Annotated in this window: 14 protein-coding genes; 8 read left to right on the top strand and 6 right to left on the bottom strand. The window is 73.1% G+C overall.

Going from position 1 to position 15,056, the window contains the following annotated elements:
- Position 1 precedes the first annotated feature (1 nt).
- From M4486_RS18865 to msrA, 6 genes are read left to right on the top strand one after another with little or no spacing between them, the layout of a single operon-like run.
- Positions 2 to 718, top strand: coding sequence for a DUF4129 domain-containing protein (locus M4486_RS18865; protein ID WP_249478856.1), 717 nt, complete (start codon positions 2 to 4; stop codon positions 716 to 718).
- Positions 715 to 1,227 (top strand): hypothetical protein, encoded by a 513-nt coding sequence (locus tag M4486_RS18860; RefSeq protein ID WP_249478855.1) that lies wholly within the window; start codon positions 715 to 717, stop codon positions 1,225 to 1,227. The genes M4486_RS18865 and M4486_RS18860 overlap by 4 nt, the downstream gene beginning before the upstream one ends.
- Positions 1,224 to 2,237 carry an AAA family ATPase gene (locus M4486_RS18855; RefSeq protein ID WP_249478854.1) on the top strand — a complete coding sequence of 338 codons (1,014 nt, stop codon included), beginning with the start codon at positions 1,224 to 1,226 and terminating at the stop codon, positions 2,235 to 2,237. Before M4486_RS18860 ends, M4486_RS18855 begins: the two co-directional genes overlap by 4 nt.
- Entirely contained in the window at positions 2,234 to 3,580 is a 1,347-nt protein-coding gene (locus M4486_RS18850; protein ID WP_249478853.1) for a DUF58 domain-containing protein, read from the top strand. Before M4486_RS18855 ends, M4486_RS18850 begins: the two co-directional genes overlap by 4 nt.
- Positions 3,580 to 4,140: a hypothetical protein gene (locus tag M4486_RS18845; RefSeq protein ID WP_249478852.1), complete on the top strand. Its 561-nt coding sequence runs from the start codon at positions 3,580 to 3,582 to the stop codon at positions 4,138 to 4,140. Before M4486_RS18850 ends, M4486_RS18845 begins: the two co-directional genes overlap by 1 nt.
- 20 nt (positions 4,141 to 4,160) lie before the next feature.
- Positions 4,161 to 4,844, top strand: coding sequence for a peptide-methionine (S)-S-oxide reductase MsrA (gene msrA / locus M4486_RS18840; RefSeq protein WP_249478851.1), 684 nt, complete (start codon positions 4,161 to 4,163; stop codon positions 4,842 to 4,844).
- Here msrA and M4486_RS18835 read toward each other — a convergent pair whose 3' ends face one another.
- Complete coding sequence (locus M4486_RS18835; RefSeq protein ID WP_249478850.1) at positions 4,845 to 5,354, bottom strand: arsenic metallochaperone ArsD family protein; 510 nt, start codon at positions 5,352 to 5,354, stop codon at positions 4,845 to 4,847.
- Positions 5,355 to 5,395: 41 nt separating this feature from the next.
- Here M4486_RS18835 and M4486_RS18830 point away from each other — a divergent pair, with 41 nt between their 5' ends.
- Positions 5,396 to 5,974, top strand: coding sequence for an LURP-one-related/scramblase family protein (locus tag M4486_RS18830; protein ID WP_249478849.1), 579 nt, complete (start codon positions 5,396 to 5,398; stop codon positions 5,972 to 5,974).
- A 28-nt stretch (positions 5,975 to 6,002) separates the two neighbouring features.
- On the opposite strand, the gene M4486_RS18825 is transcribed toward M4486_RS18830, so the two are convergent.
- The gene (locus tag M4486_RS18825) at positions 6,003 to 6,842 is read right to left on the bottom strand and encodes an ABC transporter ATP-binding protein (protein WP_249478848.1); all 840 of its coding nucleotides are present in this window, start codon (positions 6,840 to 6,842) and stop codon (positions 6,003 to 6,005) included.
- A 155-nt stretch (positions 6,843 to 6,997) separates the two neighbouring features.
- Between M4486_RS18825 and M4486_RS18820 the strand changes: the two genes are divergently transcribed.
- On the top strand, positions 6,998 to 8,461 hold the full coding sequence (locus M4486_RS18820) for a DUF2079 domain-containing protein (RefSeq protein WP_249478847.1): 1,464 nt from the start codon (positions 6,998 to 7,000) through the stop codon (positions 8,459 to 8,461).
- An 88-nt stretch (positions 8,462 to 8,549) separates the two neighbouring features.
- Here M4486_RS18820 and M4486_RS18815 read toward each other — a convergent pair whose 3' ends face one another.
- From M4486_RS18815 to M4486_RS18800, 4 genes are all read right to left on the bottom strand, one after another.
- Positions 8,550 to 10,064, bottom strand: a complete 1,515-nt coding sequence (locus tag M4486_RS18815) for an HNH endonuclease signature motif containing protein (RefSeq protein ID WP_249478846.1) — start codon at positions 10,062 to 10,064, stop codon at positions 8,550 to 8,552.
- A gap of 754 nt (positions 10,065 to 10,818) precedes the next feature.
- The gene (locus M4486_RS18810; protein WP_249478845.1) at positions 10,819 to 12,186 is read right to left on the bottom strand and encodes an alpha/beta fold hydrolase; all 1,368 of its coding nucleotides are present in this window, start codon (positions 12,184 to 12,186) and stop codon (positions 10,819 to 10,821) included.
- A complete protein-coding gene (locus M4486_RS18805; RefSeq protein WP_249478844.1) occupies positions 12,186 to 14,444 on the bottom strand; it encodes a prolyl oligopeptidase family serine peptidase in 2,259 nt (752 codons plus the stop codon). Before M4486_RS18805 ends, M4486_RS18810 begins: the two co-directional genes overlap by 1 nt.
- Entirely contained in the window at positions 14,441 to 15,028 is a 588-nt protein-coding gene (locus M4486_RS18800) for a hypothetical protein (RefSeq protein WP_249478843.1), read from the bottom strand. Before M4486_RS18800 ends, M4486_RS18805 begins: the two co-directional genes overlap by 4 nt.
- Positions 15,029 to 15,056: the final 28 nt, after the last annotated feature.

Below are 15,056 nucleotides of genomic sequence, written 5' to 3'. Positions count from 1 at the left end.
CATGCACCCACTCCCGCCCCGCAGCGCCGCGGCCGCGACCTCCCTGATCGCCCTCGTGGCGCTCGTGTGCGTCGTGCTCGGGGCGGGCCGGGTGCTGGGGCCCGTGCTCGAGGGCAGGGGCTGGTTCTTCGACATCGACGTGGACCGCGAGGCCGAGACCGCGCCTCCGCCCACGCAGGCCTCGCAGACACCCCCGGCTCCCCCGGACCCCGGTTCCGGGCATCTCGCCGCGACCGTCCTCCTGGTGCTCGCGATCCTCGTCGGCATCGCCGTGCTGGTGCTCGTGATCTGGGTGCTGAGACGGGCCCGGACGCTGCGCAGCGCCCGTCGGCCCGAGGCGGAGGCGGGCGACGCGGAGGCAGAGCTCCTCGAGGTCGAGGACGCCCACCGTGCCCTGGCCCGCGCCCGGGAGTCCCTCGAGTACGCGGCCACTCCGCGCGACGCGATCATCGACGCCTGGCTCGCCCTCGAGCGCGGGATCGCCGAGGCCGGGATCGTCCGTCGGCCCGAGCAGACCACCACCGAGTACGTGGTCACCGTGCTGCGGGACATCGACCTCCCGGACTCGGACCTGCGGATCCTCGCCGGCCTCTACGGACGCGCCCTCTTCGACGACCGCGCGGCCGACGCCGAGGCGTTCGACGAGGGCACCCGGTCCAGTGCCCGCCGCGCGCTCGAGCGACTCGCGGACCGGCTGCAGGAGGTGACCGCCCGATGAGCCGCGTCCTGCGCTCCCTGCTGGTGCGCCTCGCCCTCGCCGTGTGCGCGACCGCGGTTCTCATGGGCGTGCTCGGGATCTTCGGGCACTTCCTGCACCCGTGGCTGCCGCTCGCGGTGGCCCTCGTGATCGCCCTCGTCTCCTGGCTGATCTCCCCCGAGCTCGCGGGCGCCGATGCCCTCGAGACCCCTCTGCTGGACGACGACCCGGAGGCCGTCAGCCCCTACGCCGCCGACGTCACCGTGCGCCGGCTCGAGGAGATGATGCACGGCGCCGGGCCGCGTCGGCGCATGACCGGGCGCTCGCTCGGCCAGATGCTCGCGCTGGCCGCCGCCGAGCGCGACCACCGCGACCGCGCCGACCACACCGGGCAGGCACCCCCGCTGCCCGAGGACCTGCGCCGTTTCCTGCGGGCCTGCGAGGAGCCCGGCACCGGTTCCGTCCCCGCCGTCACCCGTCCCGCCCTGCAGCGCTGGCTGCGCGCACTCTCACCCCAGGAGCACCGATGACACAGGCCGACCAGACACCCCCACTGGACCCCCGCGAGGCCTCCGCGATCGCCGCACGCGTCCTCGACGCGGTCGAGACCGCCGTGGTCGGCAAGCGCGAGGTGCTCGAGTCCGTGCTCGCCGGCGTCCTCGCCGGCGGGCACGTGCTGCTCGAGGACCTGCCGGGCCTCGGCAAGACCCTCGCCGCCCGCTCCCTCGCCCAGGCGCTCGGCCTGCCGTTCACGCGCGCCCAGTTCACCCCGGACCTGCTGCCGGCGGACCTCACCGGCGCCGAGGTGTTCGACCAGCGCACGGGCGATTTCGTGTTCCGGCCCGGCCCAGTGTTCACGGGCCTGCTGCTGGCCGACGAGATCAACCGCACCCCGCCGAAGACCCAGTCGGCGCTGCTCGAGGCCATGCAGGAGAGGCAGGTGACCGTCGAGGGCACGACCCGGCCGCTGCCCCGCCCCTTCCACGTGCTCGCGACCGCCAACCCCGTCGAGCACGAGGGCACCTATCCGCTGCCCGAGGCCCAGCTGGACCGGTTCCTGCTGCGGCTGTCCTTCGGCTACCCGAGCGCCGACGAGGAGTGGGATGTGCTCGCCCGCCGCCTCGAGCGCCGCACCGAGGATCAGAGCGTCCCGCGCGTCATCGACGCCGAGCAGCTGCTCGCCGTGCAGGCCGCCGTCGAGTCCGTGCACGTGAGCGACGACGTCGGCCGCTACGCCGTCGCGCTGGTCGGCGCAACCCGACGCCACGCCCATGCGCTCGTCGGCTCCTCGCCCCGCGGCACCCTCGCCCTCGTGATCTGCGCCCGGGCGCTCGCGGTCATCCGCGGCCGCGCCTTCGTGCTCCCCGAGGACGTCAAGGACCTCGCCCACGCCGCCCTCGACCACCGCGTGATCGTGCGGCCCGAGCTCTGGCTGCAGTCCGTGACCGCGGCCTCGATCGTCGACGCCGTGCTCGCCGAGACGCCCGTCCCCGCCGCGCATCAGGACCAGGACGGCCAGCAGGAGCCCCAGCGGGCATGACCTCCGCTCCCCCGCCCTCCGCCGCCACGCCCGCGCTGCTGCGCGCGGTCGTGGTGGGCACGCTGCCCGCGGTGCTCGCCGTGATGGCGGGCCGGCCCGAGCTGCTCGTGCTGGGCCTCCCGCTGCTGGCCTGGGCGGTCCTCGCCGTCGTGCGGCGCCTCGCGCGCGGCGGGGCCGAGGGCGCGGACCTCGCGCCGGTGCGCGTGCGCAGCACCGAGCGCTCGATCGCCGAGGGCGGGACCGTGCGGATCGTCGTGGACGCCCCGGGCGCCCCGGAAGCCTCGAAGTCGGGGTCGAGCGGATCCCTGCTCGGCGTCACCGTGCCGCTGCCCGCGCACGCCTCCCTCACCCCGCCGCTCGGCTCGCGGGCCGACGCCGGCAGCGTCCCGCTCACCGTCACCGCCCGCCGCTGGGGCCGGTACGAGATCGGCCCGATCCACGTCGTGCTCGCCGATCCCCTGGGCGCCTACCGCACCCAGTGCCGGCTCGACCCCGTGCTGCTGCAGGTCTCGCCCGACTCCTCGCTGCTCGAGGCGCCGCCGAACCTGCCGGCCCCGATCGGCGTGGCGGGGGTGCACCTCTCTGCCCGACGGGGGCAGGGCACTGCCCTCGCCGACGTGCGCCCCTTCCAGCGCGGGGACCGCCTGCACCGCATCAACTGGCGCGTCACCTCCCGCACCGGGACCCTCCACACCAACGCGACGTTCGCCGAGCGCGACACCGACGTGCTCGTGGTCGCCGACACCCTCCAGGACCTGGTCGCACCCGGCCTCGAGGCCACCGCGGAGACCAGCCTGGACCTCACGGTGCGCGCGATCGCGGCCGTCTCCCGCCACTACCTGGGGATCGGCGACCGCGTGGGCCTGCACGACCTGGGCAGCAGGATCGGCACCCTCCGCGCGGGCACGGGGCCGCGGCAGCTGCGGATCATCGTGGACACTCTCGCCCGCGCGCGCCGCACGTCCGGGCCCGTCACACGGGTGCAGAAGGTCGGCGCCCTGCGCGGCTCGACGCTCGTGGTGGTGTGCTCGCCGCTGCTCGACGATCGGGTGGTCGCCCAGATCGGCGAGCTGCGCGCCCGCGGCGCGGACGTCATCGTGGTGGACACCCTGCCGCCGAGCGTCGGCGACCCCTTCTCCGCGCCGGCCGCCGGGACGGCCCGCGATCCCCAGCGCTATTGGTCGGAGGCGTGGACGCTGCGGCGCCTGCTGCGGGAGTCCACCGTGCGTGCGCTGCGCGAGCAGGGAGTCCCCGTGACCGCATGGGAGGGACCCGGATCCCTCGCCCCGGTCCTGCTCTCGCTCTCCCGCGCCGCGAGCGCCCCGAGGATGAGGAGGGCCTGATGCGCAGCACCCTCGAGTCGATCGCCCAGCTCCTCGCCGATCTCGGCCACGTCTCGCGCGCCCAGTGGTCGCTGCGTCTGCTCGCCGCGCTCTCACTCGTCGCCGCCCAGCTCCTCGCGTGCGGCGGGCGCCCCCTGGACGGGGTGCTCGCGGCGCTCACCTCGGCGGCGGTTCTCGTCGGCGGACTGGTCCAGAGCATCCGCCCGGACGCTTCGATCGGAACGCTCGCCCTGGCCGGGGCGGTCGTCGCGGCATGCGCGTCCGCCGACGTCCCGGTGCTCGGCGGCGTCGCCGTGCTGGTCCTGGTCACCCACGCGTGCTGGTCGCTCGCCGCGATGGTCCCCGCGCACGGGACCATCGGCCGTGGGGCCCTCACCACCACCGTGCGATGGGCCGCGGCGGCAGCCCTGCTCGCCCTCGCCGCGGGCCTCGCGGTGGTCCTCCCCCTCGCGGGGACGAGCACCCCTGCCTGGACGATGGTGCTCGGGATCCTCGCGGTGATCGCCCTGGTCGCCCTGCTGCTCGTGCCCCACGGCACATCCCCGCGCCGGGGCCGCTGAGCGGGCGTAGCGTGGCGCGCATGTGGCAGATCATGGACATGCTGAACGCCCACAAGAAGGACATGGTCGCCCCCGAGGACGCCCTGCCCGGCCGCGATCGCTCCCCCTACCCGCTCGCCCGTGAGCACGCTGTCCTCGGCACGGACATGCTCGACACCCCGCCCGATGCCGAGGAGATCGTCCTCGCGGGCGGCTGCTTCTGGGGCATCGAGCGCATCGCCTGGCAGATCCCCGGGGTGTGGACGACCTCGTCCGGCTACGCCGGGGGCTTCACGCCGCACCCCACCTACGAGGAGGTCTTCTCCGCGAAGACCGGTCACACCGAGGCCGTGCGCGTCGTCGTCCAGGGCTCGACGCAGGAGGAGCGCGACGCCGTGCTGCGCCGCCTGCTCGAGGAGTTCTGGCAGCAGCACGACCCGACCACGGCCATGCGCCAGGGCAACGACGTGGGCACCGAGTACCGCTCGGCCGTCTACTGGACGACGCCCCATCAGGGCGAGATCGTGCGGGACTCCGCCCGCCGCTACCAGGAGGCCCTGGACGCCGCCGGACGCGGGGCGATCACCACCGAGCTGCTGCCCCTCGCCGAGGCCGGTGACGGCAAGTACTACCCGGCCGAGCCCGAGCACCAGCAGTACCTCGCGAAGAACCCCGGCGGGTACTGCAACCACGGCTTCAACGGGGTGGCCTGCTCACTGGGCTGATCAGGGCAGACCCTCACCGGTGTCCCCGCCCATGAGGTTCCGGCGTCGGCCGATGTCCGGCCCGCCCGCCGGCAGGTTCGGCGCAGGGGCGGCGCCCATGAGCTGCGCCGCGAATCCCCCGGCCTTCCGGGGCATGGGGGCGGCGCCCTCGCCGACGGGGCCGCAGGCCGACGCCGCGGCGCTGCGCCTCTCGCGGGGCGCCCCGCCCTCCGCGGCGAAGCGCTGCATCTGCGCCGAGGTCGGGTAGACGGAGCTGACCACGATGTCCAGGCCCAGCAGCGTCACCGGCAGCACGCCGTCCCCGGCGGACTCGAGCAGCGAGCGCACGGGCTCGCACTCCTCGAACGCCCAGGCGTCCTCGTCCTGCAGGTAGACGGTGATCGGCTGGCCGTCCAGGGCGAGCGCCGCGGCCTCGTCGAGGAACGACTCCTGGGCCTCGGCGTCCGGCGGCGGGGAGGGCAGGAAGATGTCGAGTGGCGCCTGCTCGGGGACGGCATCCGCGTCGGTCATGCCCACCACCGTAGTCGGCGCGTGCCTGGCAGACTCCTGTCATGGAACCCTCTGCCGCGAAGCCCACGCTCCTCTCCCACGACGCCCTGGTGATGCAGCAGATCACCGGGTTCATGTCCAACGACTTCGACATCCTCGACGCCTCCGGACAGCAGGCCGTCGGCCATGTCACGACGACCGGCGGCGGGCTCTCGCGCCTGGTCGCGGGCAGCAGATCCCTGGACGTGTCCGACGCCGACGGCACCCCGCTGCTGCACGTCCAGGATCCGGTGGGCATCGGCTTCGACCGCTTCGAGCTGAGCAGCCCCGACGGCGCGGAGGTCGCCGCGGTGCGCAAGCGCTTCTCGATGCTGCGCACGAAGGTCGATCTCACCCTTGCCGACGGCCGCGTCCTCGAGCTCGCCGGCAACGTGCTCGGCTTCGACTTCCAGTTCGCGATGCAGGGAGCGGTCGCCGCGACGGTCGCCCGCAGCTGGGCCGGCATCGGCCGCGGCATCCTGGGGCACAGCCGCTACGTGCTCGCCATCGACCCCTCCGTGCCCCCGGATCTGCGGCTCGCGATCATCGGCGGCACCATCACGCTGGACCTGATCCGCAGGAAGCAGGAGAACAGCGGCTGAGTCCGCTCTCCGGTGTGGGAGGACGCGCTCAGGTCGGGACGATCATCGGCCGGCCCGTCACCGGGTCCTCGACGCACAGGTTGCCGATGCCGTAGACCTCCTCGATGAGCTCGGAGGTGACCACGTCCTGCGGGGCCCCCTGCGCGACGACCTCGCCGCCCTTCATGACGATGAGGTGCGTCGCGAAGCGGAAGGCGAGGTTGAGGTCGTGCAGCACGGCGGCCAGCGTGTACTCCCCCGTGGCGTGCAGCTCCCGGCACAGGTTCAGCACCTCGAGCTGGTGGGTGATGTCCAGGAACGTCGTCGGCTCGTCGAGCAGCAGCAGCGGGGTCTCCTGGGCGAGCACGAGCGAGATCCACACGCGCTGGCGCTGCCCGCCGGAGAGCTCGTCGACCAGCCGGTGGGCGAGCTCGGTGGTGCCGGTCGCGGCGAGGGCGCGCTGGACGGCCTCGTCGTCGGCCGATGACCACTGCGAGAGCAGGCCGCGATGCGGGTAGCGGCCGCGCGCGACGAGGTCGCGGACGGTGATCCCGGGCGGGCTCACAGAGGTCTGCGGGAGCAGTCCCAGGCGCCGCGCGACCTGCTTCGAGGAGAAGTCGTGGATGTCCTTGCCGTCGAGCACGACGGAGCCGCTCGTGGGCTGGAGGAGACGCGAGAGGGAGCGCAGCAGGGTCGACTTGCCGCAGGCGTTCGGGCCGATGATCACCGTGAAGGAGCCCTCGGGGATCCCGACGTCCAGGCCGCTGCTGACGGTGTGCTCGCCGTAGCCGAGGGTGACGTCGACGGCGCGCAGGGGCGCGGCGGCGGATGCGGCGGCGTCGACGGGCGCGGCGGCGGATGCAACGGCAGATGCGGGTGCGGCGGACATGGCGTCGCCCTCCTCTCGTGCGCCCCGGACTCGGACGGGTGAGGACGGGCGCGAAGGACAGCCTAACCGGGCGGGCAGTCGATGGTCCGTCCGGGCCCGACGGACGGGCGCGGATCACACGGCGGGCGTCCGACGTCGGCCGTTACGCTCGCACGGTGACCCGCAGCCCCGACCCGGCCCCGAGCGACCTGGCCCCTGCCCCGAGCGACCGCCCGGCGCGCCGCCCCGCGCGCCTCGTCGCAGCGCTGCTGCTGGGCGCCGTCGGCGCCGCGGCCTTCGGGCTGCGCGGGGTCCAGCAGTGGCGCGGGCTCGAGGCGAGCTCGTGGGATCTGGCGATCTTCTCGCAGCTCGCGCGGGCGTACTCGGAGCTGCGCGCGCCGATCGTGCCGATCAAGGGCGACGGCTTCAACCTGCTGGGCGATCACTTCCATCCGATCCTGGTGCTGCTGGGCCCGATCTGGGCCGCGTGGCCCTCGCCGCTCGCGCTGCTGTGGACGCAGGCCGTGCTGTTCGGCGTCTCGGCGGTGCCGCTGACGCGCCTCGCCATCGACCGCCTGGGCTGGGCCGCGGGACTGATCGCGGGGGCGGCGTACCTGTTCGGCTTCGGTCTGCAGGCCGCGGCCGACGTCCAGTTCCACGAGATCGCCTTCGCGGTGCCGCTGCTCGCGTTCTCGCTGAGCGCCCTGGTGCGGGGGCGGATGCCGGCGGCAATCGCCTGGGCGGCGCCGCTGGTCCTGGTGAAGGAGGATCTGGGCCTCACGGTCGTGGTGCTGGGGCTGGTGATCGCGGTGCGCGATCCGCGGGTCCGACGGGCCGGCCTGGCGCTCGCGGCCTGGGGCGCGCTCTGGTTCGTGCTGTCGACGTTCGTGATCCTGCCGCTGCTGAACCCTGCCGGGCACTACGACTACGGCGGGAACCTGGGGTCGCCGTTGGATGTGCTGGGGCCGGCGGAGAAGTGGCTGACGGTGCTCATGCTGCTGCTCGCCGCGGGGGTGATCGGTGCGCGCTCCCCCATCATCTTGGCGATGCTGCCGACGCTGGCCTGGCGCTTCGCGGGGAACGTCGAGTTCTACTGGGGCTGGTACTGGCACTACAACGCGGTGCTGATGCCGATCGCGCTGGGAGCGATGCTGGATGCGCTCGGGGATCGGCGGGACCGGCGGGATCCGGTCGGGCCGCAGCCGTGGGGGGCTCGTCGCCGCGGTCGCCGTCCGGCGCGTGGGCTGGTGCGGTGGACCGCGGTCGGGGCGAGCGCGGCGGTGACGCTGATGCTCGGCTCAGCCATGCCGCTCGCGAACCTCGCGCGGGAGAGCGCGTGGGAGCCGAGCGCGCGGTCGGCTGCGGCCGAAGGGGCACTGACTGCGGTGCCCCGTGATGTGGTGGTCGCGTCGGACATCACGCTGATGGCTCGGGTGGTGCCGTCGGACGACGTGCAGTGGGTGCATGGCACGAACACGCGCGTGCCGGAGTGCGTGCTCGTGGATCGGGAGGCGTTCTCGTGGGGCGGCCAGGACCCGGGCAATGCCGCGAGCTGGGCGAGCGGCAACTACGGCACGGCGTTCGAGAGCAGGTACGCGCAGGACGGCTTCGAGGTCGCGTGCCAGCCAGGCGTGGCGTAGCCGGGACGTGGCCGGTGACATCGCGGGCGTCCTTGTTCCGCGGCGTCGATTTCGCGCTGGCCCCTGTGTCCGTTCGATGCCGAGCCCGTCAGAAGGGCGGTTCCCCGAGGGGTGCCGACCTCTTCTGAGGCCGCGCCTGCGGGGCACCGGGGTTCGCGTCGGGGTCGTCGACGGCTTCCGAGTGAAGCTGCGTTGCCCGTGCGGTAGTGGTGAGGTGCTGGCGCCAGGCGGTCTCGAGCTCGCGGACGATGAGCGGAGTCATCAGATCGCCCTCGTCCTCCACGGTCAGCTCGGCCGCTCCCCCGAGGGACCAGTGCGTGCGACCCCGCGCGCGGGACACAGGGATGCCCGGGTCCACGGGGCTCGACGGACTCCCGCCATGCCGGTCCCGCATTCCTCGTTCCACACCCTCACCGGATTCACTGCCGTCGTCGCGGAGTCTGACCGGGTCGATATCACGGGCGGTTTTCACCTGATGATGCGACCAGCACAACACATGAAGATTCTCGATCTCCGTGACCCGACCCTGCCCGGGATGATCATGATCGAATTCCTCAATATGATCCACCTCCACACCACGACAACTCGCTCGCACACACCCCGGAACGGAACACTCCGGACCCCGCAGCCGCAGATGCGTCACCATCTGCACACTCGGGCGATACCGCTCCGGCGGCAACGGCAGAAAAGCACCCGTGACGGGATCGGTCAGGATCCGCATCCACTCCGGACACTGGCCCGCCAATTCGCGTGCCATGTCTGCGGGGATCGGATGCTTCCCCTCGAGCAGGGCCGGTGCCTCGCTCTGGCCGAGCAGGGTCAGGAACGGGATGGTCACCAGGATCGCGAACCGCGCCGCGGGCACCTCGCGCCCGTCCGTGTTCACCTCACCACGCAGCAACGCCTCATACCGCAGGCGCCCACGAGTCATCGTCTTCCCCGACGCCCGCACAGTCCCGTCCTCATCGAACGGAACCTCGTCGTCACCGTCGAGAGCGTGACGCTGGGCAGCCTGCAGTGTCTCCGCGGCGGCATCGAGGGACTGGGCGAAGGCGAGGATCTCCGGGACCGGACCCGTCACCGTCAACGACGCCGTCCCATCCACACCCACCACCGGGGCCGCGATATGCCGACGCTTCTGCGCCCGCTCCACCGGCGACAACTCCAGGAGTGAGGTGAACCAGGTGATCAACTCGCCCAGCAGGCGCCGGAACGTCTCCGGAGTCACCCCGAACTCCCAACCACCCATCACCCGATCCAGGCCCTTCCGGTCTTCCTCGGGCAGGTCACGGGACCGGTGGATGACACGGCGCAGCCACTCGACCGGCAGCTCGCCCGCTTCCACCCGCGCGAACAACAACGGGAACAACGTCAGCGCCTCGTGGGCGTCACGGATCTGCCCATAAGACACCGTGGTCGTCGTGCGCAGCGCCACCGCCGCCTGCGCATCCTCCACATCCCCCTCATGCGCCAGCGCACCCACCGCATCCCGCCCCACCCACAACGGCGCGAGACGCCGCATCAACTCCGCCGCGAGCTGCGACTCCCGGACCGCGAGATCCCAAATCCCCTCGAGCTCCTCCGACAGATCCGGGCCCTCCACCGCGAACGTCCGCTCACCCAGGGTCTCCCGCGACAGAGGCGTCCGCGGACGCGGACCATATGCCGCTTTCGGAGGCCGACTCGACCCCGGCGACGCAGCCGAAGCACCGGCATCGTCCGCAGCCAACGGGGAATCCGATGCACCATCACCTTGACCGGGCGCGGGGGAATCATCGCCATCACCGAGCGCATCACCATTCGTGAGCACGATTCCCCCTCCCCTCCATCGGGCCTGAAGTTCTATACCCCAAGAATACCCGACGAAACGGACACCACAAGATGCCCTGGAGAATCTGTGGAAAACTCTATCCGTTCCTCCACAACCCCCACTTCTCCACAAACACACCCACCACAAACACCACTCACCCACACCCCACGCCTTGAATGTCCCACCCCTATGCTGAGCGACGTCGCTCCGCGACGAGCAGCCCGGCAGCGGGGATGGAGGCACGGCACCACGGCACCACGGCACCACGGCACCACGGCACTTGATCACCTCACTCATCTGCCGACGATCGCCGGCGATCGCCACGGCAACACCACCCGGATCGCTCGAATCACATGGTCATGCGCGGGCCGGCCCCAGTGCACGGGCCGCGGGGCGCACGCCGAAAGGGGCACCTGGATCGAGAGCGCCGAGGCCAGCGCACCTACGTTCCGCCTTGCGTCCGGCTCCGCCCCAGCAACCCCAGACGTACTCCCCGCGACCGTCGCCACTCCCAGAGACCGGCCCGTCGACCGTCACTCCCCCACGGCTACAACCGCGGCCCCCGCGCGGCCTTCCCCGAGGACGGATCGAACTGGGCCTCGGCACGCCGCGCGCGGGCGCTCTCGAGGCGCATGCGCCAGGGCGAGTAGCGCTCGGCGGCGAGGGCGAGGCGCAGGCCGTGGGCGAGGACCTGGCTGGTGGGCGTGGGCTTCAGCGCGGCGAGGCGCTCGCGATGCTCCAGGAGGTCGCCGCCCACCCCGGCGGCGCTCCACCACATGGCGATCTGGGCGAGCTGCGAGTGCGAGTCGAGGATCCCGTGGCCGGTGCCGGGCACGCTCAGGAGGTGCGCGCCGGGGATGAGATCGGCGGCCTCGCGGGCGATCTGCGGAGGGGTCACGAGGTCGTCCTCGCCGCTCAGCACGAGCGTGGGCGCGGTGACGCCGGAGGCGAGGGTGCGCAGGTCGGGGGCGAGGGACCGCGTGCTCGGCGAGGGGACCTGACGTGCCTGCTCACCGGAGATCAGGAGCGGGTCCAGAGGCCCGCCGTCGGCATGGGCGCCGATGCCGAGCTGCGTGTGGGCGATGCGGGCCACCAGATCGGGCTCGCTCACGTAGCGGGTGGACTGCAGCCATTCCTGGGTGAGGGCCTGCCAGACGCTCGTCCAGGTCAGCTGCCCGCGGCCCACCGCGAGCTGGTCCACGAGCTCGCGGACGTCCCCGGTGCCGCCGTACTCGTGGACGGCGAGGATGACCGGACCCGCGCGGCGGGCATCGATCACGGCCTGGTCGTCGAGGCGGCGCAGGGTGCTGGCGATGGTGTCGGTGCGCAGGTCCGTCCCCTCCCAGTAGCGCGCGCGGAAGGCGCGCTGGGAGATCAGCTCGTCGTCGGGGGCGAGCAGCGGGGAGTCGAGCACCAGGGCGCCCACGCGCTCGGGGTGGCGGACGGCGAAGGTGAGCGCGAGGTAGGCGCCGTAGCCGCAGCCGTAGAGCACGGTGCGGCCCACGAGCGCATGGTCGAGCGCCGCGCGCAGGTCCTCGACGGCCTCGTCGATGTCCATCGCGTGGGGCGGCAGGTCATGCCCCTCGGAGTCCAGGCGGGAGAGGCCGACGCCGCGGTGCTCGGGCATGATGACGTCGAGCCCGCGGGAGGCGAGGGAGCGTCGCAGCAGGTCGTAGGGGACGACGGAGGCGCCGCCCGGCCCGTCGGGCACCACGGTCACCACGGGGGTGGCGAGGTCGCGGTGCACCGCGGCGGCGCGGCGGCCGGTGCGCGGAGGGTTCACCCGGGCGTAGCGCAGGGGGAACAGTCGGCGGTCGTCGGCCGAGATCTCCCGCTGCACGGTCATCAGATCGTTGCGGACCGTGAGCAGCTCGTCCTGACCGGTGCGGCGGAGGAGCTCGGGGACCGAGCGCATCAGGCTCCAGCGCCCCCGACGGCGCCCGCCCGGCCCCCGTCGGCCCCGATCCGCCCCCACAGGAAGGCGTACATGAGCGCGTTCATGCGCGCGGCCTGCTCGTTCGTGGCGGCGCCGCCGTGCCCGCCCTCGATGTTCTCCCACGAGCGGACGTCGGCCCCGAGCGATTCGAGCGCGGCGGTCATCTTGCGCGCGTGGCCCGGGTGCACGCGGTCGTCCCGCGTGGAGGTGAGCAGGAAGACGGGCGGGTACTCGGTGCCCTCGGCGAGCAGGTGGTAGGGGCTGAAGGTGCGGATGAACTCCCAGTCCGAGGTGTCGGGGTCGCCGTACTCGGCCATCCAGGAGGCGCCGGCGAGCAGATGCGAGTAGCGCTTCATGTCCAGCAGCGGCACCTGGATGATGACGGCCCCGAACAGCTCGGGGTACTGGGTGAGCATGTTGCCCGTGAGCAGTCCGCCGTTGGAGCCGCCGCGCACGGCGAGATGGTCGCGGTCGGTGACGCCGCGCTCGACCAGATCACGCGCGACGGCCGCGAAGTCCTCGTAGGCGCGGTGGCGATGCTCCTTGAGGGCGGCCTGGTGCCAGGCCGGTCCGTACTCGCCGCCGCCGCGGATGTTCGCGACCACGTAGGTGCCGCCGCGCTCCAGCCAGGCCTTGCCGATCGTGCCGAGGTAGGCGGGGGTCATCGAGATCTCGAAGCCGCCGTAGCCGTAGAGCAGGGTCGGGGCGGGGCCGACGGGCGCTCCGCCCGGGGCCTCCTCGGACCCGCCGGCCTCGGTCCTCCCGATCTGGAAGTACGGCACGCGGGTGCCGTCCTCGCTGGTCGCGAAGTGCTGGGTGACCTCGAGGCCGCTCGCGTCGAAGCGCGCGGGCGAGGCCTTCACGATCTCGAGGTCGCTCGGCTCGCCTCCGTCGGGCACCTCGCCGAGGTCGCCCAGCAGCAGGGTGGTGGGGGTGAGGAAGTCGGTGACGGTCACCCAGATCTCGTCGGACTCGTCGGCGTCGACCGCGCGCACGTCGATCGCCCCGGTGAGCTCGGGGTAGAGGTCGCTGCGCACCCAGGCGCCGTCCTCGGTGCGGTGGTGGACCTCGAGGCGGTGCACGACGTCCTCGAGGATCGTGAGCACGAGGGTGCCGCGGGTGATCGTGAGGTCGGCGAGCGAGGTGCTGGGCGTCGGCTCGAAGAGCACGTGGAGGTCCGAGGCCGACGGCCCCTCCGGGGCGCTCGCGAGCAGGGCGTCGGCGTCGGCGACCAGGAGCGAGCCGGCCGCGAAGGTGTCCTCGCCGACCTGCCAGTCGCTGCGCGGGAGCAGGATCGCGAGGTCGCGGTGGGCGTCGGCCTCCATGTCCCGGGGGACGGGGACGACGGTCAGCGAGGGCCCCGCCCCCTCAGCCCCGTCGGCCCCGTCGGCGCCGCCCGCCCGGTCGACGATCCTGAGCGTCGTGTCGTAGAAGGCGTGCATCTGCACGATCCAGTCGCGCTCCCAGCCAGGGGTCTGGTCGTGGGAGGCGAAGACGGCCATGTCGCGCTCGTCGGCCTCGAAGACCAGCTCGGCGTCGGCGAGCGCGGTGCCGCGCGTCCAGATCCGCGCCTGGCGCGCGTAGCCGGAGGTGGTGAGCGTGCCCTCGCCGAAGTCGGTCGTCACCCAGACGGTGTCCGCGTCGATCCAGTGCACGTCGCCCTTGGCCTCGGGCCGCACGAATCCGCCCTCGGGCTCGGGGACGAAGCGGCGCTCCTCGAGGTCGAACTCGCGGGTGACGTCGGCGTCCGAGCCGCCGCGCGAGAGGGAGACGAGCGCCAGCCTGTACGGCTCGCCCTCCGCGGGCCGGAGCAGCTGCGCGCCGTGCCACACCCAGTTCTCGCCCTCCTCGCGGCCCAGGGCGTCGACGTCCAGCAGCACGTCCCATGAGGGGTCGTCGGTGCGGTAGCTCTCGAGGGTGGTGCGGCGCCAGAGGCCGCGCTCGTGCTCGGCGTCGGTCCACAGGTTGTACAGGAACTCTCCGCGCTTGACGACCATCGGGATGCGGTCGCTCGCGTCGAGGATCGTGAGGATGTCCGAGCGCAGGTGCTCGCTGAGGGAGCCGTCGGCGGCACCATCGACGGACCCTCCGGCGCGAGGGTCGGCGATCGCGTCGATCTCGGCCTCGGCGCGGGCGTTGCGCTCGCGCACGTGCGCGAGGGCCTCCTCGCCCGTGACGTCCTCGAGCCAGAGCCAGGGGTCGTCGCCGGTCTCGGGACTGGGCAGTGATGCGGTCATCGGGTCTCCTCGAGAGTGGCGACGAATGCGTCCAGGACGTGCTTCCAGGTGGTCTTCCATGCCTCACGGGCGTCGGCGTCGGCGAGTCCCTTGTGCTCGATCGCGAGGATGCTGCGGGGCGCGCCGCCCGCCGCGCCGTCGTCCTTGGCGCGCAGGTTCACGCTGACGCGGCTGCCGTCCGGACCATCGACGCGCCAGTAGCGCCAGGCCTCCGTGCGGCTCGTCCGCGCCTCGCCGAGGCCGAGCCGCGCCCGGCGAGCGGCGTCCTGGAAGGCGTCCCAGGCCTCGAGCACCGCGTCGGGCGCGCTCGGCACGGTGCGCGAGGCGCTCACGGCGAAGTCGCCGGCGCTGGTCTGACCGACGTCGCGGCGGCCGATCGACTGCTCGAAGGCGATCGCGATGCCCTGGGCCCACCAGTCCTCGATGTTCCAGCGCTCGTGGATCGTGCGGGCCAGAGCGGCGTGGTCCATGCCGCGACCGCCGGCGTCCTCGAGACGCGCGGTCCAGACGTCGAAGGGCACGCCGGTGGCGTTCTCGATCGCGCGCGCCCGCGGGGGCGCGGGGCGGGCGTCCTCGTCGGTCATGGCCCCACAGTAGCGGCCGGGCGGGGTG

This window comes from Brachybacterium kimchii (genome assembly GCF_023373525.1).
In the GTDB taxonomy this organism is placed as follows: Bacteria; Actinomycetota; Actinomycetes; order Actinomycetales; family Dermabacteraceae; genus Brachybacterium; species Brachybacterium kimchii.
Note: the sequence above shows the minus strand (reverse complement) of the source record. Positions and strands in the feature narration are given on the sequence as shown.